The following is a 20471-nucleotide window of genomic DNA, read 5'->3' as shown; positions in this document are numbered from 1 at the left end:
CACTCCGCATCGGCATCACCATCCCGAACGCCAGCCACACCGCGCACCATCACGCCACCCGTTCCGCCTGCGCCGCGATCGCCTCGGCCCGCGCCCAATCGCCCTCGGCCACCGCTTCGCCGATAAAGATGATCGCCGGCCCGTCGACGAAATCGATAGCGCCCGACGCCAGCTCGCCCACAGTGCCCGCATAAAGCGTTTTATCGGCCCGCCCGGCATTGACCACGATCCCCACCGGCACCGCGCCCGAAAGCCCGTGGCTCATGAGATCGCCCGCCACCTGCCCGGCAATCGACTTGCCCATATAGAGCCCCAGCGTCAGCCCTGATTGGGCCAGCGAGGCCCAATGGGCAAGATCGGAATTGTCCGCGCCATGCGCCGTGGCGAAAACGAAGCCCGAGGACACCTTGCGCAACGTCACCGGCGTTGCCGTATCGGCTGCCGCCGCCAATGCCGAGGTGACGCCCGGCACGATTGAATAGTCGATCCCTGCCTTGCGCAGCGCCGCGATTTCCTCACCGGCGCGCCCGAACACCATCGGATCGCCCGATTTGAGCCGCGCCACCTTCTTGCCCTCGCGGGCCAGCCGCACGATCAGCGTGTTGATCTGGGCCTGCGAAAACGAATGATGGCCTTTGGCCTTGCCCACCGAAATCCGGTCGGCATCGCGCCGCCCCATTTCGACAACGGCCGAGGGCACCAACTGGTCGTGAACGATAACGTCGGCTTCCTGCAACAGGCGCTGCGCGCGCAGCGTCAGCAGATCCTCGGCTCCCGGCCCTGCCCCGATCAGCCACACGACGCCCTTGCCCGATGCCGCTTCGGCATATTCGGCCAGCAGCGCATCGGCCTTCGCCTCGCCCTGACCGACCGCAAGCGCACCTTCGATTCCGGGCGCCGTAACCAGCGCCTCGTAATAGCGTCGCCGCGCAACGCCATCGGCAAGCAGCGCTGAAACCTTCTCGCGCATCGACCCGGCCAGCCGGGCGATATCGCCAAGCCGGGGCGAAAGCATCGCCTCGATCTTGGCCCGCACCAGCCGCGCCAGCACCGGCGCATCGCCTTCCGACGAGATGGCAATGGAAATCGGCGCCCGATCCACAATAGCCGGGGTGAAGAAATCGCAGTTTTCCGGAACGTCGACCTCGTTGACCGGCACACCGGCCTCGCGCGCCAGTTTCAGCGCCCGCGCGCCGTCGGGCCCATGATCGGCAACAAAGACCAGCGCAGCATTGGCGAAATCTCCGGCCTCGACGTCGCGCTCGAACAGCGTCACATCCAACCCGGCAAAATCGGCCTCGAACTCACGGGCAAACAGCACCACTTCCGCGCTGGTCTTGACCGCCAGCCGCGCCTTGGCCAGTGCTTCGGCGTCACCGCCCACAATGACGATGCGCCGCCCTTTGACGGCGACCGAAACCGGGAATGTGTTAAGCCGTGCCACGGGTGAGGTTCTCCTGGCCGCAAACGAGATCGGTTCAGTTTCTGGAATTGGCGGCCGGGCCGGAAAAAAGACACGCGCTCTGCCAAACGTGTGCAAAATTAGGTGTTTTCGGCCCGTCCAGCAAGCTCTAGAACGGCTTTCGGAGAGTTATTTCCCTCCCATCCAAGCCCTTGGAACACCGCGCGCGGGCAAGCTGCCAATGCGCGAATAAATTTCCCTCTCCCTACCGGCACGAAAAACACGACTCAAAAGATAGTCTAGAAGCGCCAACGCGCTCCGTCTTTGCCCTTGCCCTTCTTTCGCCGCTGGCATAATCCTGCGCCGTCGAAAAGATCCCGGCCGGTCTGGTTATTCCGGCACCCGCAATCGCGGGATTGTCGCAATGTGCGAACCCACGGCGCCAACCCCTGATTTGGGTGGTGCCAATGGTGGATTTTCGATCTGCCGTTCTCCACCCGCCATTGTGAGATCGACATGCCCAACAAATACTCTCTTTTGATCGCCCAGGCCCTCATCACGCTGACGATGGCCTTTTCCATGTCCGGAATCATGGGGTTCATCGCCCTCGGTCCAACGCCTGAATGGCTGGCCAGCTGGCCGAAATCCTTCATCATCGCCTGGCCCATCGCCTTCTGCCTGACGCTCCCGGTGGGAAGAATCGCATTCGCCATCTCCGGACGCCTGACCGCCGCCGCAAAATAGCCGACCGCTCAAAGACTTGAGCAAAGCCCCCTCACCCATGGCCCCGCGCCCACCTCTCCGCCGGGTTCACCTCTCCCTTGGGGGAGAGGTCGGAGCTTGCAAAGCAAGGTCCGGGTGAGGGGGCCTTTCTTTTTGTGCGCTGCTGGCCTTGGGCAAAGCCGCCATCGCTCAAGCCCGCTAACCTCACTTCGCCCCACCCCTCTCCCCCAAGGGAGAGGCAAGAATGCCGCCAGCGCCGGGTTCACCTCTCCCTTGGGGGAGAGGTCGGAGCTTGCAAAGCAAGCTCCGGGTGAGGGGGCCTTCCTCCGCCCTCGCTCAAGGCCCCTCGCACAGCCCACCCTTGTCACCGCGCTGACATGCCCCTGTCACGCCCCTGTAAACCGCCGACCGTACAGCCGTCCCATACCTTCCCAATGGAGACTGGACGCAATGATTCCCTCCCCCAAGACCCGTTTGCTGGCTGGCCTTCTCGCCGCCACCGCCCTTCTCGCACCGGCCCCTGCCATGGCTCAGGCCGATCGGGCCGATGAGCGCCTTTTGACCGATCCGTTCCTGCAACTCCCCACCCAGGACGGCGTTCATGTTGTCTGGTTCACCGAGTTCGAAGGCGAAAATCACACAGTCGTGGTAGGCGAACGCGAATTTGCCGCCGAAACCATGAAGATGAGCCGCCTGGCCGAAGACAATCAGTCCTGGGTCGGCACCCAGAATGGCGACGGCTCGGTCTATCCCGCCACTGCCATCCGCGACGTCTGGCGGCACCAAGCCCATGTAGACGGGCTGACTTCGGGCGAGCGTGCGCCCTATTTCGTGCGCTCGACCGATGCCGATGGCGATATCGTCGAAAGCCGCCAATTTTCCCTCGCTCCGCTTCCTGCCGAGGGCCAGCCCCTGCGCATCCTTTTGACCTCCGATCATCAGCTCAAGCCGATGACCCCCACCAACATGCAAAAGATCGCCGAAAATGTCGGCGAGCTCGACGCGGTGTTTTTTGCGGGCGACCTCCAGAACATCCCCGATCGCGCCTCGGAATGGTTCGACGACAATCGCGGCTTTGCCTTCTTCCCCGGCCTTCAAGGCCACGCAGCATACGCCTTGGCCCAGTCGCGCACTGAAGGCGATATCACCTTCGATACGACGACGACCTATCATGGCGGCGAAATCATCCAGAACGCCCCGCTGTTCCCGGTGGTCGGCAATCACGAGGTGATGGGCCGCTACAATCCCGCCACAACGCTGGGCAGCCAGTTCAACGACCCGCGTCCCCGCGCTGTTGCCGAAGCGCTCTACGAGGCCAATGCCGACCTCTACAATCCCTCGGGAGATCCCGAAATCCGCGAACAGTGGATCGCAGACAATTCGTTCAACACCACAACCTACGAGGAAATTTTCACCCTGCCCGCAGACGGTCCCGGCGAGGAAACCTATTACGCCATCCGCTATGGTGATGTGTTCCTGATCGGCCTTTATGGCACCCGCATCTGGCGCTCCCCTTCGCAGGACGAAGGCGTTCGCGGCAAATACCGCGAAGCCACCGCCGATCTCGACAAGCCCGACAATTGGGGCTGGGGCGAATTCATCTTCGAAGACATGGCCGAAGGCTCCGAGCAATATGATTGGCTGGTCTCGGCTCTCGAGAGCGAAGAATTCACATCGGCTCCCGTCAAGCTGGCCCTGATGCACCACCCGGCCCACGGCATGGGCGACAATTCAATTCCCGCCTACGCGCACCCCGAGCAGATCCTCGACTATGATGATGCCGGGCGCCTTTCCAGCGTGCGCTATGACTACCCGGTCGATGCCGATGTGTTCGTCAACCACGTCGAACCCCTGCTCTCGGACGCCGGCGTGCAGCTTGTCCACACCGGCCATTCCCATGTCTGGTATCGCTTCGTGAATCCACAGGGCATGAACATTCTCGAAACCTCGAACGTCGGGAATAATTACGGCTGCTACGTCGAAGGCCACCAGGCCCGCGGCAACGCGCCCTCGGGGTTCGACTACGACCCCGCCGACTATGCTGTAACCGGCGATCCCCATGGCTATGAGCCGGTCAGCCCGACCGAATTTTCGCCCATGGCCAACGCCTCTTCCGGCGAAGACCTCCCCTGCATCGCCAGCAACGAGATGACCGCATTCTCGGTTCTCGAAACCGGCCCCGAGGGCACGACGGTCAGCTCTTACGTCTTCGACACCACCGACCCCGAGGGCGAAGTCGAACTCTTCGACCGCTTCGTGCTGAACTGATCGCTCCAAAAAAGGAAAGCCCCGCTCCGGCGGGGCTGCTCCGGCGGGGCTTTTGCATTCAGGTGCACGGGTTGGGCCGGGCATCACTCCCTTCGCTTCCCCGGCGAAAGCCGGGGCCCATGAGAGCTTCATCAAGCAACGATATCTGTTTTCATGCTGCTGGCCCCCGGCTTTCGCCGGGGAAGCGATGGAGCGGGAAACAACCCTTTCAGATAGACCCTCGCCGATCCTACCCTTGGCGGCTGGGCACATACACCACCAGCCCATCGAGTTCATCCCGGATCTTGATCTGGCACGACAGCCGGCTGGTGTCTTTGACGTCGAAGGCGAAATCGAGCATGTCCTCTTCCATCGAGGATGGCCCCCCCGTCACCCCGTACCACTCCTCTTCCACATACACATGGCAGGTCGCGCAGGTGCACGCACCGCCGCACTCGGCCACGATGCCACGCACCCCGTTCCGAATCGCCGTCTCCATCAGCGTCGCGCCATTTTCCGCTTCAACTTCGCGGCGCGCGCCATCGGGTTCAACGAACGTGATCATAGGCATAAGGGATGCTCCGGGGATAAATCTGTGAGGTGTCCCGGATATAGGAAAACGCGCCCGCGCGCACAAGCGTGCCAATGTTCGCAAATGTGGGGCTACCGAACACTCAAGTCCATAGATTTTAGGACCATTGTTGGCGCGAAAATTCAGTCCGAAACGATCGAGCAGATGTAGCCGCACACCTCGGAAACCGCCATGCCCAGATCGGCCAGCGTCTCTTCGTCCAGCCTGCCGTCGCGCGCGAACTCGACCTCCGCCGCCCGCGCCTGGGAGGCCAGAACCATCGCGCCGATTCCCTGCGCGGCGCCCTTAAGCGTATGAAGTCCCAGGGTTATTTCATGCGGATCGGTCGCCGCGCTCACCCGTTCGAAATAGATCGCCACCTGCTTTTCGAACATGCGCAGCACTTCGCACTCAAGTGCCCTGTCCCCAAGCGTCTGGCGGGCCAGATGCACCAGATCGATCGGCCGGCTGGTCCTGTCCACCCGCACAGAATCGAGACCACCCTTCCGACCCGGCTGCATCATTTCCGCCACCATCACACCACCGTCACAATCACTACCGCCAGCTTAACCCTGATTGGATAAAAAGACCCTTAATCACTGATATCTGCTATATTTTCGCTTCCCGATGGTACACGAAAAAGGTCGTTAACGGTCTTTTAATAAAGATTTCAGCAATGGCCCCAAACCGTGTATAACTCAGGATAGAGAAGTGGCCATCGGGTGCGTTTTGCGGGGGTGTTTCCGCGTGTTTGTGTCCCGGCCGGCAATGCGTCCGAAGCGGTTAGCTCCCGCCAAGGTATTGCCGTAAAAGCTGTTTTTCTAAAATGCGGCGCATAAGTAAAGAGTATTGAGAGTATGGCGAAAAAGTCGACCCCACCCAAGGACGATCCGGCAGCGCTTGCGTTTTCAGCTGTCGAAAACGCACTCAAGGACTCGGTCTTCTCGATGGATGACAAGCCTGCCCGCAAGGTAGAAAGCCAGCCGGCAAATCGCGAGCCGAGGCGCGAGCAGCGCCGTGAAGGCCCCACCAACACCGAGCGCCTGCGCGCCGCCGACAAGATCGCCGCCCAGGCCTCCTCGGTCGCCAATGACGACCGATCCACCGCCGCTTCCGCGCTTTACGCGCTCCAATCGCGCGCCTCCAACGCGCCGATCTGGTTTGCCATTACCACCTCCCTTCTCTGGCTGATCGGCGTCGGACTGATCGCCGCGCTGCGCTACGGCCCGCGTTTCACTGAAGGACTTTCGGTCGCAGAATTTGTCCAGAGCCTTGATTTCGCTGCGCTCGCCGCGATCATCGCCCTGCCCATTCTGGCAATGATTTCCATTGCCTTCCTTGTGCGCCGCGCCCAGGATCTGCGCCTTGCCGCAGCCTCGATGACCCAGGCCGCCATGCGCCTGACCGAGCCCGAATCCGCCGCAGCCCACAAGATCGCCACCGTCGGCCAGGCTGTGCGCCGCGAAGTGAACGCCATCGGCGATGGCCTCGAACGCGCCCTTTCCCGCGCCGGCGAACTCGAAGTGATGGTCCACAATGAAGTGACCGCCCTCGAGCGCACCTATTCCGACAACGAAACGCGCATGCGTCAGTTGATCGAGGAACTGGCCAGCCAGCGCGATGCCGTCGTCACCAATTCCGAGCGCATGCGCGAAGCCATCGCGGCGGTACATGGAAATGTGACCACCGACCTCAACGAAATCGGCACATCGATCACCGACCGCCTCAAGACCACCGGCGGCGAAATCACCCAGGCGCTTTCCGAGCGCGCCACCGCGATGACGCAATCGATCGAAGCGGCCGGAACGACCATCGAAACCACTTTCGAGCGCCGCTCGCAGAGCTTTAATGAAACCATCGAGGGCCGCACCGCCGACCTTATCATGGCGCTTGACGACAGCTCCAGCCGGCTCGATGGCAAGCTGACCGACAAGGCCGAAGCGCTCGCCAGCGCCATCGATACCTCGACCGACCGGCTCGATACCGTACTCACCTCCAGTGCTTCGAGCGTTCAGATTGCGCTCGAAGGCCATTCGAGCATGGTCGAAGCTGCCCTTAGCGACACGACGGGCCAGCTCAACACCCTGTTCGATGCCAGAACGTCCGAGCTCACCAACGCGCTGGACAGCCGCAACCAGATTCTCGAAGACGCTCTGGGTGCCGGCGTTGGCCGCATCGAAACCGCGTTCGAAGGTCGCGCCGAGGCGATTGCCAGGGTTCTGGGCACTGGCGTCGAGGATGTTCATGCCGCCTTTGCCGGCCAGGCCGACGCGCTCGCAACTGCCCTGGGAACCGGCGTTTCCGAAGTCAGGGCGGCATTCGAGGGCCGTGCCGAAGCGCTTGCCGACGCACTCGGCGTGGGCGTGGAAAGCATTGAGACCGCCTTTGGCCGTCGCACCGATGCCTTGACCGAAGCGCTCGACCAGCGCGCCCGCGAGGTCACCGAGAATGTCGATGCACGCATCAATTCCCTGGTGAACTCGCTCGACTCCCACACCATCTCGCTTTCGGCGGCGATCGAGGAGAAGTCGGCAACCATCGGCGACGTCCTCAAGGACTCGACCGAATCCATACTTGTGGATTTCACGCGCCGATCCGAAGCGCTCGGGTCCAGCTTCGCTGCTCTGGGCGAAACCGTCTCCAATGGCATTGCCGGTCGCGCCGAAGAGGCCGAAGCAACCTTGAGCCGGATCACCAGCCGGCTCGATGAGACTTTCTCCATCCAGTCCAACGCTCTCCAGAGCCAGATCGAATCCATGAGCCTGCGTCTGGACAGCGCACTCGAGGAGTCGACCGATCGGACACGCGACATCCTCACCCGTGCAGGCACCGACACGCTGGCCCAGCTCAATGCGCGGGTTGACGAAATCTCCGTCATCCTCGACAGCCGCATCGGCCAGGTCGATACCATAGTGGGCGAGAAGGGCGAAAAGCTCGTCTCCTCGCTCGATGCCCACACCTCCGAGATCGCCGAGCGGTCCAACCGGCTCGAAACCCTGCTCGACGACAAGGGCCGCGCCCTTGCCAACGCCCTTGAGACCGGCGGCGAGAGCTTTGGCGCCATGGCAGACGCCAAGACCGCCGCGCTCACCGAGGCCCTGGACGCACGCGCCGAAGCCATCACATCGGCTGTGGACCTCCGCACCGATGCCCTGTCCGCTGCGCTCGACACACGCGCTGACGCGCTCAATTCCAGCCTCGACATCCGCACTGAAGCACTGACCTCCGCATTTGACGGCAGGGCCGAACAGATTGGCGCCGCCCTTGATGGCCGCGCCGAGGAAATCGCGTCCGTCATCGAAAGCCGAGCAAGCAATCTGACCTCCGCCATCGATAGCCGGGCCGAGCAGCTCGCCGCGGCCCTTGATGGCCGGACCGGGACGTTCACGTCTGCTCTCGACGGTCGGGCCGCACAGTTCACGTCGGCACTCGACAGCCGCTCCGAGCAGCTGACCTCGGCCCTCGATGCGCGCACGGCTCAGCTCGATACCGCGCTCGCAGCCCGCACCACCCAGATCGACGACACGTTGGCCGAGCGCGCTAACGCCATGAATTCGATGCTCGACATCACCTCGAGCCAGCTCTCGGAAACGCTGACCGAGCGCACCCGTCACATGGGCGGGGTTATCGATGAATCGGCGGAACGCCTCGAACGTTCGATTACCCAACAGGCTCGTGGCCTCGAAGAAGCGCTGGACGAAAAAGCCCGCCACATGGCGGAATCGATTTCCGGCAAGACAGGCGAACTTACCACCGCCGTCGATGCCTCGGGCGAGCGCATCCGCGCCACCATCGATGGCAGCCTCGCAAGCGTCACCGAGACCATGGAGGGCCGCTCGACCCAGGTGTCCGAACTCATCGAGAGCAAGGTCGCCGAACTCAATTCGAACATCGGTCGGGAGATCGACGCCGCTGTGGACAAGATCAGCGGTGCGGAATCCGGCGTTACCGCCAGGATCGGCGAGGCGGCCTCCTCGGTCAGCCAGAGCGCCCGCGATGCTGCGGACCTTGTGGAATCGCGGCTCACAGAAGCGCGCAGCGCCATCACCGAGATGGTGGACGACCGCCTGGGCACCCTTCCCGAAGCGATCACCACCCGCGCCGAAATCACCGCCGAGCGTCTGGCGGGCCTCAACGAGGCTATCCACGGAACGATCACCGATTCCATGCGGGATCTCGAAAGCGGCGCCGACCGCATCGAATCCACCCTCACCGGCTCGATTCACAGCGCCATCGGCCAGTCCATGTCCGACCTCGAGTCCGGTGCCAGCCGGATCGAAGAGGTGCTCAACGACAGGCTGGCTAGCGTTACCGCCAACATCTCCGCCGATGTCGAACAGACCGCCATGCGTATGGACGCCGTTGTCCGCAAGGCCATGGAAGAACTCAAGGTCGCGTCCGTTCATATCGAGGATCTTGTGGAAGTGCGCGCCGTCAATACCGCCGATGAGCTTGGTCGCAAGGCCTCCGAGATCAACCGGATCGTCTCCGAACACACCGACCGGTTCGCCGAACTCATCGACACCAAGCAGAACCAGCTTACCAACGCGCTTGGAAGCCAGACCAATCTGCTGCGCGCCGCCCTCGAAGCCAATGCCCGCGACGCCGAAGACATCATGTCGGAATCGTCCAACCGCATTCAGCACGAGATCACGGAGTCGCTGCGCAAGCTCAACGACGGCAATCTGCTGCTTCAGCGGGTTCTCGAAGCCTCGACCGGCAACCTCGCGCGCCTGCAGGGCAATGTCGGTGAACAGACTCAGGCCTATACCACCGCCGTCCGCGACGCGATGGCGGGCACCGAGCAGGCTGGCGCGATGATGAGCCAGCACGTGGAGGCGCTGCAGAACACCATGTCTGCAATGCTGGAACAGTTTGGCGAACTTTCGGGCAAGCTGGGTTCGGAGACCGACGGGTTCACCAGTGCCGCCGCCAATCTGGCCGAGGTGTCCAACTCCACGATGGACACGCTCGAAAACCGGCGCGGTGCCATGGAATCGCTGGCCGAAGGCTTTGCCGTCCGCACCGAGGAAATCGACAACCGTCTGCGCGGCTTTGCCCAGTCGATCGCCGAAACCGTCAATCAGACCGAGCGTCGCCTGATCACGGCTCGTAAAGCCATGGAAGAGGCACTGGCTTCGACATCGGATGCTGTCACCGGCCAGATTTCGACCATTGGCGATCTCGCCTCGGGCGAGGGCCAGCGCGCCAGCGATGCCCTGCGCCAGACCCAGGCCGATCTGCTTGCCGATATCGAACGCGCCTACTCCGACGCCACCCGCCGGTTTGGCGACACCGCCGACGCCATGCGCATGACGGCATCCCAACTCGGCCAGGAACTCGAAGCGACCCGCAACGAATTGCAGCGCTCCGTGCTCGACCTGCCCGAGGAAACCCGCGCCAGCGCCGCCGCGATGCGCCGCGTGGTTGCCGAACAGATCGAGGCGCTATCCGAGCTCAATGCCATTGTGCGGGCCCAGCCGGGCACCCATGAAGTGTCCAGCCGCTCCACGCCGCGCGCTCCTTCGGCAAGGCTTGCTGCAGCCGAGCCCGCCCGTCGCGCTGAACCGGCGCCCCAGCCGGCGCGCCCTGCTCCGGCCCGGCAGCCCGAACCGGCCCGCCAGCAGGCACCGGTCATCACCCAGCCGCGTCCGGCCCAGACTGAAAAATCACCGTCCGAACGCCTCAACGAAGCGCTCACCCAGTCCCGCGGCAATCAGCAGCAGCCGGCGCCCGCCGCCGCGCCTGCGGCCCCGCAAGAGGGGGGATGGCTGCGCGATGTCCTGCGCAACGCCTCGGCCAGCCAGCAGGCAGGCACCCAGCGTCCGCTCAACCTTTCGAGCCTGACCGAAGACATCGCCCGCGCCATCGACGACGATGCCCTCGCCGCTGCCTGGAACCGCTATCAGGACGGGGAATCGGGTGCCTTCAATCGCCGGCTCTATACCATCACCGGCCAGTCGACCTTCGACGAGGTGCGCCGCAAGCTGCAGCGCGACCCCGAATTTTCGCGCACGGCAACCGCCTATATGAGCGAGTTCGAGCAATTGCTCGGCGAAGCGGCCAACGGCCCCAATGGCATGCAACAAACCTTCAACCAGCTCATGAGCAACCGGGGCAAGGTCTATACAATGCTCGCCCACGCCAGCGGGCGTCTCAACTGAGGCGACCAGACTTGAATTGCGAGAACGCACCCTCCGGGGTGCGTTTTTGTTTCGCCTCTATGCCGCAATCCCAACACGCGCCCGGATCGGCGCAAGACGCCGCGCAAACTGGTCCGCCGCCGCCTCCCAGGTAAATTCCCCGGCCCTGGAAATCGCCTCGGATCGCGGGATGCTCAGCGCCCGTTGCACGGCCACCGCCAGATTTTCATTCAGCGCCCCACCCCTTCCCGCCCCGATCACATCGATCGGCCCCATCACGGGATAGGCAGCGACCGGCGTGCCGCAAGCCATGGATTCGAGCATGACATTGCCGAACGTGTCCGTGCGCGAGGGAAAGACGAAAACATCGGCACTGCGATAGGCATCCCGCAATACCGCGCCCGTAAGCTGACCTGTAAAGACGACGTCGGGAAACCGATGCATGAGCGCCCCTCGCTCGGGGCCCTCCCCGACCACGATTTTGGTGCCCCTGTGCTCCAGCTCGAGGAACGCTTCGATATTCTTTTCGATAGCGACGCGCCCCACATAGAGAAGGTGCGGACCCGGCAGTCCGGCAAACACCGCCCTGGGTCCGGGACTGAACGCCGAAAGATCCACCCCGCGCGACCACACGGCGAGATGGCGGAAAAACCGTCGCCGCAAATATTTGAGCACCGAGGGCGTTGGCACCATGGTCGCCGCCGCCGCGGCATGGAACCAGCGCAAATAGCCATAGCTCCATTCGACCGGCACCGGCAGGCGCGCCGCCAGATATTCGGGAAAGCGCGTGTGATAGCTGGTGGTAAAGGCAAGGTTGCGCGTCACGCACAACGTGCGTGCGGCAAGCCCGAGCGGGCCTTCGGTGGCAATATGGATATGGTCGGGCGCAAAATCGGCGATCATGTCCTGTACCACCCGCAGCGATGGCAGCGGCACCCGGATTTCCGAATAGGTCGGCAGGGGCAACGTCCAGAACGGCTCGGGCGTCAGGTACCTCACCTCATATCCGCGCCGCGTCAGCGTGTTCCCCACATTTTCGAGCGAACGGACGACACCGTTCACTTGCGGATGCCAGGCGTCGGACACAATCAGCAGCCGCGTCATGGGGCAGTCTCCTGCCCGAGGGAGACGGCCGGTTGGCGGCTCGGCGCCGTCGCCTCGACCCAGCGGATCAACTCGAACCGCCCTTCTCGTGTCTCCGCGATGGCCGTGCAGTTTTCGACCCAGTCGCCGCAATTGAGATAGGTGACGCTGCCATGGGTGGTGATCGCCGCTGCATGAATATGCCCGCAGACAACGCCGTCGAACCCCTGCTCTGCCGCTTCGCGCACCAGCGCCGTCTCGAACCGCGCGATCAGCGCTGCGGCCCGTCCCACATTAGCCCGCGCCCAACCCGAAAGCGACCACCGCGGACGCCCCAGCCTTTGTCGCACCCGGTTGACGATCATGGCGGCGCGTAACGCCAGGTTGTAGGAAAGGTCACCCAGCCAGGACACCCAGCGGGCGTGGCGCACGACCACGTCGAACTGGTCGCCATGGATCACCAGATAGCGCCGCCCGTCCGCGCCGGTATGGATGGCGCGTTCGCGAACATCTATGCCGCCAAACCGGAGTGCTGCGAACTCGCGCAGGAATTCATCGTGGTTGCCCGGCACATAGACGATGCGCGCACCCTTGCGCGTGCAGTCGAGCAGATGCTGGATCACCCGGTTGCAGGCTGGTGGCCAATGCCAGCTTTTCCTCAGCTTCCACCCATCGACGAAATCGCCGACAAGATAGATGCATTCGGCGTCGACCGACTGAAGAAAGTCCAGCAGCGCGCCCGCCTGGGCGCCGCGCATTCCCAGATGCGTGTCGCTGATGAACAGGGCGCGCAACTGGAGTGGTTTTGATGCGGAGTGCATTGAACGGACCGCAAGGCTGTTGGCTCGCGACTGTCCGAATGCCTGATTTGCACAACTTTATTGTGACGGTCGCTTTACCGCTTGGTTTCCTTGATCGCCAACGAGGCAAAGATCATCGTTGCTCCGATCGCCGACATCACGCTAGCGGCAAGGAAACTGGAGAGCCCGAAACGGGAGACCAGCGCTCCGAACAGGATCAGCGCGAGGACCGATGCCACCTGCCGCATCACCACATAAAAACTCTGCGCCTCAGCCGCGATGTCTTCGCTGGTCCAATTGGCGATGAAATTGACGATACCCATATAACCGAGCCCGAAGGTCAGCATGTGCAGGCCCTGCAGAAGGGCCAATTGCCAGATCTCGGTAGATACCGCCATTCCGGTCCAGCGCACGATACCCCCGATACAGGCGGCCAGCAGCAGATGGCGCGCAGAGAACCTGCGGGCGAAATGGGCAAAGAACAGCATGGTGACGATTTCGCAGACCGGCGCCACGATCCACAAAACGCCCAGCGCCGCATCGGGCACCCCGGCGCGCACCCAGAGCAGCGCGCCAAAGCTGATCATCAGCATGTGGCTGGCCTGCAGAAGTGCAGTTCCCGCCAGCGTCAGGATGAACCATGGCCGGAAAACCTGACGCAGCGTGGTGGCTGTTTCCGGCGAGAGCGCCAGGGGGGCGGCTGCGTGGTGACCCTCGGGCGCCCGGAACAGGGGCAGCGGTAATGCCGCCACCCCGCGCATAAGGCAAGTGGCGATAAATATCGGGACGAACACCGCAATCCCCAGCCACCCGAACAGCCAGCCCGCCAACGCCGTCATGGCGATATAGCCGAACGTTCCCCAGATCCGCACCCGGGCGAAATCTGTGCCCCGCCGGCGGGTCATGCGGATTGCGGCGGCATCGATCACCGGCTCGATGGCCATGATGGGAATGACCACAAGCGTATTGAACAGCAGGATGCCCCAGAACTCATCGATAAAGACAAAGCCCAGCGACACGACGGCACTCACCAGCGAACCCGCGATGATGACGCTGCGCCAGTCTTTGGCCCGGTCTGCGATGCGGCCCACGAACAGGTTGAGCACGATCATGATGAAGATCGGCGTCGCGCTGATGATGCCGATTTCCTCTTCGCCGATCCCCCTTCCATCGAGCCAGATTGGCAGCAGAAGCGTCGAAACGCCCGCCGGGAGGTACATGGCCGCATAATACAGGCCCGTGCGCATCTCGGGCGTTAGAAACCGCTCGGGCAGGCTCGGCAGCATAAAGGGAAATCCGGAAAAGGCAGGCGAAGACAGCCGACCATGCGCCGCGCCGCATGCACTGGCAAGCGGCAAGTAACGTCAATTTCGTAAGAATTCAGCTCGCCCGCAACCGGCCCAGCCCGCGACGCCTGCGCGGCGGCGCCGAAACATCCTTCCACCGGATCAATTCGAACGCGCCGTCGTGGTCCTCGATGACCGCCGTGCAGCTTTCCACCCAGTCGCCCGAATTGATGTAGTGAATGCCGAATTTGTGGTGCATGGCCGCCTGATGAATATGGCCGCAGATCACCCCTTCGACCTTGGAATTGCGCGCCTCGAGCGACAACGCTTCCTCGAAGCGCCCCATGACCGAAACCGCGCTTTTGACCTTCTGCTTGGCCCAGGCCGAAAGCGACCAGTATGAAAGCCCCATGCGGCGGCGCACCCAGTTGATCGGTGCGTTGATGGTCAGTGCGAAATTGTAGGCCCAGTCCCCGATATGGGCGAGCCATTTGGCGTTGGCGACCACCACGTCGAACTGATCCCCATGGATCACCAGATAGCGCTTGCCGTCGGCGGTGATGTGGATCATGCGGTCGACGATTTCGACGCCCCCGAAATAGGTGCCCAGATAGTCGCGCAGGAACTCGTCGTGATTGCCCGCGAGGTACACGATGCGCGCGCCGGACCGTGCCTTGGCCAGCAGCGCATTGGCCAGCGCATCATATTCGGGCGGCCAGTTCCATTCCTTCTGCAACCGCCATCCATCGATCAGATCGCCCACGATATAGATCGTATCGGCGTCATGGATCGCCAGGAACTTGAGCAGTTCCTCGACCTGGACCGCCTGCATCCCCAGATGGACATCGCTGATAAAGAGCGCCCTGACGTGCCGGACGGTCCCCGTTTCTTCCATGCAGAAAGTACCTTGTCCTACCTCAAGCGCATTCTGATTCCCCGTCAGCGCGGCCCGGGCACTTTAGACGAGCGATCCCCGATGGCAAAATCGTTTCGGCCAGGCTCTTGTGTCAAACGATGAACAGGGCCACTGACGCTAGCATCAGCACGGCCAGGATCGGCCCGAGATATTTCTCGGTGCCCGTTGTGTGCAGGAATGCGATCAAGCCGCGCCCGAACACCATCCATGTGCCGACCGAAAAAAAGCTGACCAGCGCGCAGCCCAGCGACACCAGCAAGAGATTGAGCAGCCTGCCCTCGCCCGCCGGCACGAACAGCGCGACAAAACTCAGCGCCATTGCCCACGCCTTGGGATTGATCCATTGAAACCCCGCAGCCTCATGGAGCCGCATAGGCCGCTCGCTGCCCTGCACACTGCCGATCCTGATACCGAGCATTGTCCAGGCCATCCACACGAAATAGAGCGCCGCGCCATAACGCATGATCGTATTGATCCAGGGATAGGCTTCAAACATCCCGGCCAGCCCAAACCCCACCACAAAGACCATGACCGGAAATCCGATCATGATGCCGATCCCGTGCGGCACCGTGGCCGCCAGCCCGAACTTGGCGCTCGATGTCATGACCATCAAATTGTTCGGGCCGGGAGAAAATGAAGCAGTCGCACACGCCAGAAAAAAGGCGGCCACCAGAGAACCGTTGAACATGTCGAGGGACGCCCCAGAACGTCAGTAATACTGACCTAATAGCAGCCTTTCACCAGTTTGCCAATCCGCCCCGTCTTACAGCGCGCCGACGATCTTTTTGACGGTATTCCAGTTTCGCGACGTGCCAATACCTGTCCGCCTGGCCGTCAGAACGCCGGCCAGTTTCGAATGGGCAATACCATCGCCGAAATAGACCCACGGGTCGCCATCGATAAAACGAACGATCTCGGCTTTGCTGGCCCGGTCCGCGATCAGTTTTTGCGCCTCCGCCGCCAACGGTTCGCGCATCACGCGCACTGCCACATGGGAGCCGTCGATTTCCGATTGTTCGGGAAACGGGTTGGCGGCAATCAGCTTTTCCCAGCCCGGCCCCTCGCGCACGATGAAATCGATATGGCGGCCGAATACCTCGGCAAAGGCAGTCTCGAACGATTTTTCGATGGCGCGCGGGTCATCGTCTTTGGCGGTGAACACCGCATTGCCCGTGGACAGCAACGTCGCAACGTCGCCATGGCCCAGCCTCTCGAGCAATTCACGCAGCACGGCGTTGGAAACACGTTTTCCCTCCGGCAGCGAGATCGAATAGAGCAGGCCCACGAAACGCGTCACGGAACAATCCCGATCTGACGCTTGAGAGCGATTATGCGTCCATAGCTTTGCGCTATCCGATCGGCAAATGCCGGGTCTGCGCGCCCCTCATCGACCAGAACCTGATGGATTGCGGCACCCAGCCCTCGGTCGTATTCGGCGGTGTTGGAGAATAACAGGATATCGACCCCCGCCTCCACCGCCGTCACCACGGTATCGTGCAGGTCGAACCGCGAGCGGATGGCGCCCATTTCCAAATCGTCGCTGATCGTGACGCCGGAAAATCCCAAATCGTCGCGCAGCACACCCTCGATCCAGGTGCGCGAAAGGCTGGCCGGAAGCTGGCCCACGCTGTCGCCCTGGATATCCCCATTATAAAGATGAGCGATCATCACCATGTCGGCCAGACCGGATTCGATCATTTCGCGATAGGGCTCGAGTTCGACCGGCTGCCACACCCCGGTAACATCCACGAAACCCTCATGGGTGTCCTCGGCGCTCGAACCATGCCCCGGGAAATGCTTGAGAGCCGTCGCTATCCCGGCGTCGTGGTGCGCTTCGACAAATGCCGAAGCCCGCGCGACGACCTCAACCGGATCGTCACCATAGGCACGTTCATACCGGCCGATAATGGGATTGTCGGGGTTGAGATCGAGATCGACCACCGGCCCGAAATTGACGTTGAATCCCAACCGCGCCAGATCGTCCGCAAGCCCCGCATAGATCGCACGGGCACGATCGGGCGTCTGCGCCGCAATCGCACGCGCCGAGGGAATTTCGCCAAATCCCACGGCCGCCGTCAGCCGCTCGATCTGCCCGCCCTCCTGGTCGAGCGCGATGAACGGCGGCAGCCACGGACGAGCCGCGATCAGACTGCGGTTGATACCGCGCACCGCCTCAAGGCTGGCCACATTGGTGCGCAGGAACATAACGCCGCCGATTTCCCCTCGCGCGATCTGTTCACGCACGGCCCGCACGCCGGCGGAATTGGCTGCATTGCCCCTAAAGCCCACCATCACCATTTGTCCGGCCATGTCCTCGAGGCTTTGCGCCGACGCGTTCGTGCCGCCGGTTACAACCAGCCCAAGGGCAATACAAAGGGAGGCAAGAATGCGCATGGCCTGCTTTCAGTTGGTGTCGGGAATGGCAAATGTGCACGATTCCCCGAACGAACGGGCCAACCTTTCGCAACTTTGGGGCACAAATCAGCCCACGCGCGTCACAGCGGTCAATCTGTCGTGTTCAGCGGCAAGCAGCTGGGCAAGGATGTCTTGGGCCGGACCGGGCCGCGAGAAGAAATATCCCTGCCCCGTTCTGCACCCGGCAAGCCGCAACAACCACGCCTGATCCTGGTTCTCGATGCCTTCGGCTACGACGTGCTTGCCCAGCGATTCAGAGAGCATGAGCACGGCCCGGATGATGGCCGAAGCCTCCCCATCCCCCGGCAGGCCGCGCACGAAGCTCTGGTCGATCTTGATGGTATCGACGGGCAATCGGCCCAGATAGCTCAGCGACGAATAGCCCGTACCAAAATCGTCGAGCGCGATGCCGACCCCTTCCGCCCGCAGCACCCGCAGCTTTTCGGTAATCTGGGAGGCTTCGGTCACCAGCAGGCTCTCGGTGATTTCCACTTGCAGCCGCTCGGCCGGCAGGCCCGATTGTGCAAGGGCCGAACGGACATCCGCTACGATGTCGCCAAGCTCGAACTGAAGCGGCGAGACATTGACCGAAAGTCGCACCGGCCGCGGCCAGCCGGCGACTTCTCTTGCCGCAGCATGGAGAATCCAGCGGCCAAGCTCGATGATGAGCCCGGTCTCCTCGGCGGCGGGAATGAACTTGGCCGGCGAAACCGATCCCAGTTCGGGGTGCGTCCACCGCGCCAGCGCCTCGACGCCGGTGACCTCGCCGGTTTCAAGGTCGACCTGGGGCTGGTAATGGACCGAAAATTCCTCGCGGGCCAGGGCCGCGCGCAGCGCGATCTCCATGTCCTGCTTGGACTTGATGCGCGTGTCCATTTCCTTGGAAAACGCAAGCGCGCGGTTGCCCGATTGATCCGACGCAATCGAAAGAGCCACGCCTGCATGACTGACCAGCGCGTCAGGCGCGCTACCCGAAAGGTCGGAATCGCTCATGCCCACCCGCGCGCCGATGATGGCCCTGTGCTCATCGAGCGTATAGGGCCGCACAACTTCAGCAATAAGCGTTTCGGCAAAGCCCACGCCGCCATCCTCGCCCAGCAGCCCCTCCCGGAGCACGGCAAAGGCGTTGCCCTCCAGCCGCGCCACGCTGATCGGCCCTGAAAGTTCGAGCCGCGCCACCACCTGCTTGAGCAACGCGTCGCCATAGGCATGGCCCAGAGTATCGTTGACCGTCTTGAGCCGCGAGAGCCCGATGAGATAAACGCTGGCGCCACGCACGCGGCCGGTTGGCGTGCCCAGCAGCGCGCCGATCGTTTCGACGAATTTGACCCGCGAGGCGGCCCCGGTCAGCGGGTCGTGCTGGGCAAGATAGGTCAGCCTGTGCTCGACCTGCCGGCGCTCGGTCACGTCCCGGAAGGTGAGACACGCCACCCGTCCGGCCGATTGAGCGCTCACTTCGCCAGCGTCGACATCCGATAGCGTAACGACGAACTCCACCGTCCGCCTCTCGCCGTTGCACAAAATGACCACTTCGGACACGGCGTCCATCATCCGCCCGCTATCGAGCGCCGCATCAAGGGCCTCGCGGAACGGAGCGGGAAGCACGTCCGCGATATGTGTGCCGCGCAGTTCGGGCGACAAAAGCTCTTCGGCGAGCCGACTGGCCGCGCGGATCGATTTGTTGTGATCGACAACAACCACTCCATCGAAGTTGTCGGCGACGACGCGCGTCAGGATACCGCGCATGGAATCGCGCTCGCGCGCCGCATGGGACAGCGAGCGCCCCCGCGCCTCGAGCTCGTGCCAGAAAGCGACCGCCAGAAAACTCAACTGCGCTATGTGAATGCCGGCCGTGTCGAGCAGCATGCCCGCATGCACTTGCATGGCCAGCGCCGTGAACTCGAGGATACCGGCATAGGCCAGCGACCCCGCGATGGCCGAACCCAGCGTCATGCGCGGCCGCAGGCACGCAAACAGCAGCGCCATGCCCAGAACGATAATGATCGCCGGCAGGCGCCCCATATCGGTCAGCGCCCGCTCCTGGCGAACCGTTTCCGCCGCAAGAAGCTGCAGCGACGGCGTCGAAAGCAATCCGTAGCGGGGCACCGAATGGCTCGATTGCTGCGAATAGCTGGCCTGGCCCACAATGACCTGCCGGCCCCTGAACAATCCTGGCTCGAAGCTGCCGCCGATCACATCCGAAAGGGTCGTCCGTGGAATGGTGGCAAGATCGATGGAAAAATCGACAAGAAAGGACTGGCGCGGTACGGGGCGGTCCAACGAGAGCGCCGTCGCCAGGGATTCGATCACCCAGCCATCATTGACGATGCGGGCCCTGTAACCGCCTGATCGTCTATTGCCGCCAACCGCGTCGATATAAACCGGCGGAGCAAGGGCCGCAAAACGGTCCGCGGGCATGCTCAGGGAGCGCGCGCCATCGGACGAGCGGGTCTCGGTGGCAACCGTATGCACCCGGCCTGAAGCCCTGGTCATCGCCTCGACGAGAGCGTTGTCGTCGAAATAGCCGAGTTCGCCCTGCAGCCCCACGTCGAGAACCACCGTCCGCGCGCCCGCATCGATCATGTCGCCCAGAGCATGAGCATAAACACTGCGGGCCCGCGATTGACTGCCCGCCTGTGCCATTGCGGCTGCGTCGGTCTCCACGAACACGATATTGCCGCTTGCCGGGCGGGACGTTATCGAAAACCTCATGTCGCGAAGGGCGGAATCGAGCACGGCAAACCAGCCCATGGCCACCGCCACGAGCATGGTCGCGCATACTACCGCCGCGACAATGAGATGCTGAAACCGCGCCACCCTGGAAATATCGCCCCCTGTTTTCGCCCACAATTCATGGCGTGAGCGCTTTTTCCTTTATCTCCCAA

At 62.8% G+C, this 20471-nt stretch carries 14 protein-coding genes; 3 read left to right on the top strand and 11 right to left on the bottom strand.

Going from position 1 to position 20471, the window contains the following annotated elements:
- Window positions 1-49: 49 nt before the first annotated feature.
- The gene (gene cysG, locus ACP148_RS05405; RefSeq protein ID WP_421951588.1) at window positions 50-1444 is read right to left on the bottom strand and encodes a siroheme synthase CysG; all 1395 of its coding nucleotides are present in this window, start codon (window positions 1442-1444) and stop codon (window positions 50-52) included.
- Window positions 1445-1918: 474 nt separating this feature from the next.
- On the opposite strand from cysG, the gene ACP148_RS05400 reads away from it, so the two are divergent.
- Together ACP148_RS05400 and ACP148_RS05395 are read left to right on the top strand one after the other, a co-directional pair.
- Window positions 1919-2146, top strand: a complete 228-nt coding sequence (locus ACP148_RS05400; RefSeq protein ID WP_421951587.1) for a DUF2798 domain-containing protein — start codon at window positions 1919-1921, stop codon at window positions 2144-2146.
- 429 nt (window positions 2147-2575) lie between these two features.
- Entirely contained in the window at window positions 2576-4393 is a 1818-nt protein-coding gene (locus tag ACP148_RS05395) for a metallophosphoesterase family protein (RefSeq protein ID WP_421951586.1), read from the top strand.
- A 229-nt stretch (window positions 4394-4622) separates the two neighbouring features.
- Here the strand turns inward: ACP148_RS05395 and ACP148_RS05390 are convergent, their stop codons facing one another.
- Both ACP148_RS05390 and ACP148_RS05385 read right to left on the bottom strand, forming a co-directional pair.
- The gene (locus ACP148_RS05390) at window positions 4623-4943 is read right to left on the bottom strand and encodes a 2Fe-2S iron-sulfur cluster-binding protein (RefSeq protein ID WP_421951585.1); all 321 of its coding nucleotides are present in this window, start codon (window positions 4941-4943) and stop codon (window positions 4623-4625) included.
- 143 nt (window positions 4944-5086) lie between these two features.
- Window positions 5087-5467 (bottom strand): Hpt domain-containing protein, encoded by a 381-nt coding sequence (locus ACP148_RS05385; RefSeq protein WP_421951584.1) that lies wholly within the window; start codon window positions 5465-5467, stop codon window positions 5087-5089.
- 333 nt (window positions 5468-5800) lie between these two features.
- On the opposite strand from ACP148_RS05385, the gene ACP148_RS05380 reads away from it, so the two are divergent.
- Window positions 5801-11107, top strand: coding sequence for a hypothetical protein (locus tag ACP148_RS05380; protein ID WP_421951583.1), 5307 nt, complete (start codon window positions 5801-5803; stop codon window positions 11105-11107).
- Between the two features lie 57 nt (window positions 11108-11164).
- Here the strand turns inward: ACP148_RS05380 and ACP148_RS05375 are convergent, their stop codons facing one another.
- The 8 genes from ACP148_RS05375 to ACP148_RS05340 all read right to left on the bottom strand — a co-directional run bounded on the left by ACP148_RS05375 (window position 11165) and on the right by ACP148_RS05340 (window position 20403).
- Complete coding sequence (locus tag ACP148_RS05375; RefSeq protein ID WP_421951582.1) at window positions 11165-12190, bottom strand: glycosyltransferase family 4 protein; 1026 nt, start codon at window positions 12188-12190, stop codon at window positions 11165-11167.
- Window positions 12187-12990: a UDP-2,3-diacylglucosamine diphosphatase gene (locus tag ACP148_RS05370; RefSeq protein ID WP_421951581.1), complete on the bottom strand. Its 804-nt coding sequence runs from the start codon at window positions 12988-12990 to the stop codon at window positions 12187-12189. The genes ACP148_RS05375 and ACP148_RS05370 overlap by 4 nt, the downstream gene beginning before the upstream one ends.
- 74 nt (window positions 12991-13064) lie before the next feature.
- Entirely contained in the window at window positions 13065-14255 is a 1191-nt protein-coding gene (locus ACP148_RS05365) for an MFS transporter (protein ID WP_421951580.1), read from the bottom strand.
- A 94-nt stretch (window positions 14256-14349) separates the two neighbouring features.
- Window positions 14350-15150 carry a UDP-2,3-diacylglucosamine diphosphatase gene (locus tag ACP148_RS05360; protein ID WP_421951579.1) on the bottom strand — a complete coding sequence of 267 codons (801 nt, stop codon included), beginning with the start codon at window positions 15148-15150 and terminating at the stop codon, window positions 14350-14352.
- A 112-nt stretch (window positions 15151-15262) separates the two neighbouring features.
- On the bottom strand, window positions 15263-15859 hold the full coding sequence (locus ACP148_RS05355; RefSeq protein ID WP_421951578.1) for a LysE family translocator: 597 nt from the start codon (window positions 15857-15859) through the stop codon (window positions 15263-15265).
- Between the two features lie 75 nt (window positions 15860-15934).
- On the bottom strand, window positions 15935-16468 hold the full coding sequence (locus tag ACP148_RS05350) for a DUF1697 domain-containing protein (protein WP_421951577.1): 534 nt from the start codon (window positions 16466-16468) through the stop codon (window positions 15935-15937).
- Window positions 16465-17565: a glycoside hydrolase family 3 protein gene (locus ACP148_RS05345; RefSeq protein ID WP_421951576.1), complete on the bottom strand. Its 1101-nt coding sequence runs from the start codon at window positions 17563-17565 to the stop codon at window positions 16465-16467. Before ACP148_RS05345 ends, ACP148_RS05350 begins: the two co-directional genes overlap by 4 nt.
- An 87-nt stretch (window positions 17566-17652) precedes the next feature.
- Window positions 17653-20403 carry an EAL domain-containing protein gene (locus tag ACP148_RS05340; protein ID WP_425033218.1) on the bottom strand — a complete coding sequence of 917 codons (2751 nt, stop codon included), beginning with the start codon at window positions 20401-20403 and terminating at the stop codon, window positions 17653-17655.
- Between the last annotated feature and the right edge of the window lie 68 nt (window positions 20404-20471).

The sequence above is a fragment of the Pelagibacterium sp. genome (assembly GCF_965249125.1).
Taxonomy (GTDB): domain Bacteria; phylum Pseudomonadota; class Alphaproteobacteria; order Rhizobiales; family Devosiaceae; genus Pelagibacterium.
This window is presented reverse-complemented; position numbering and strand designations above follow the sequence as displayed.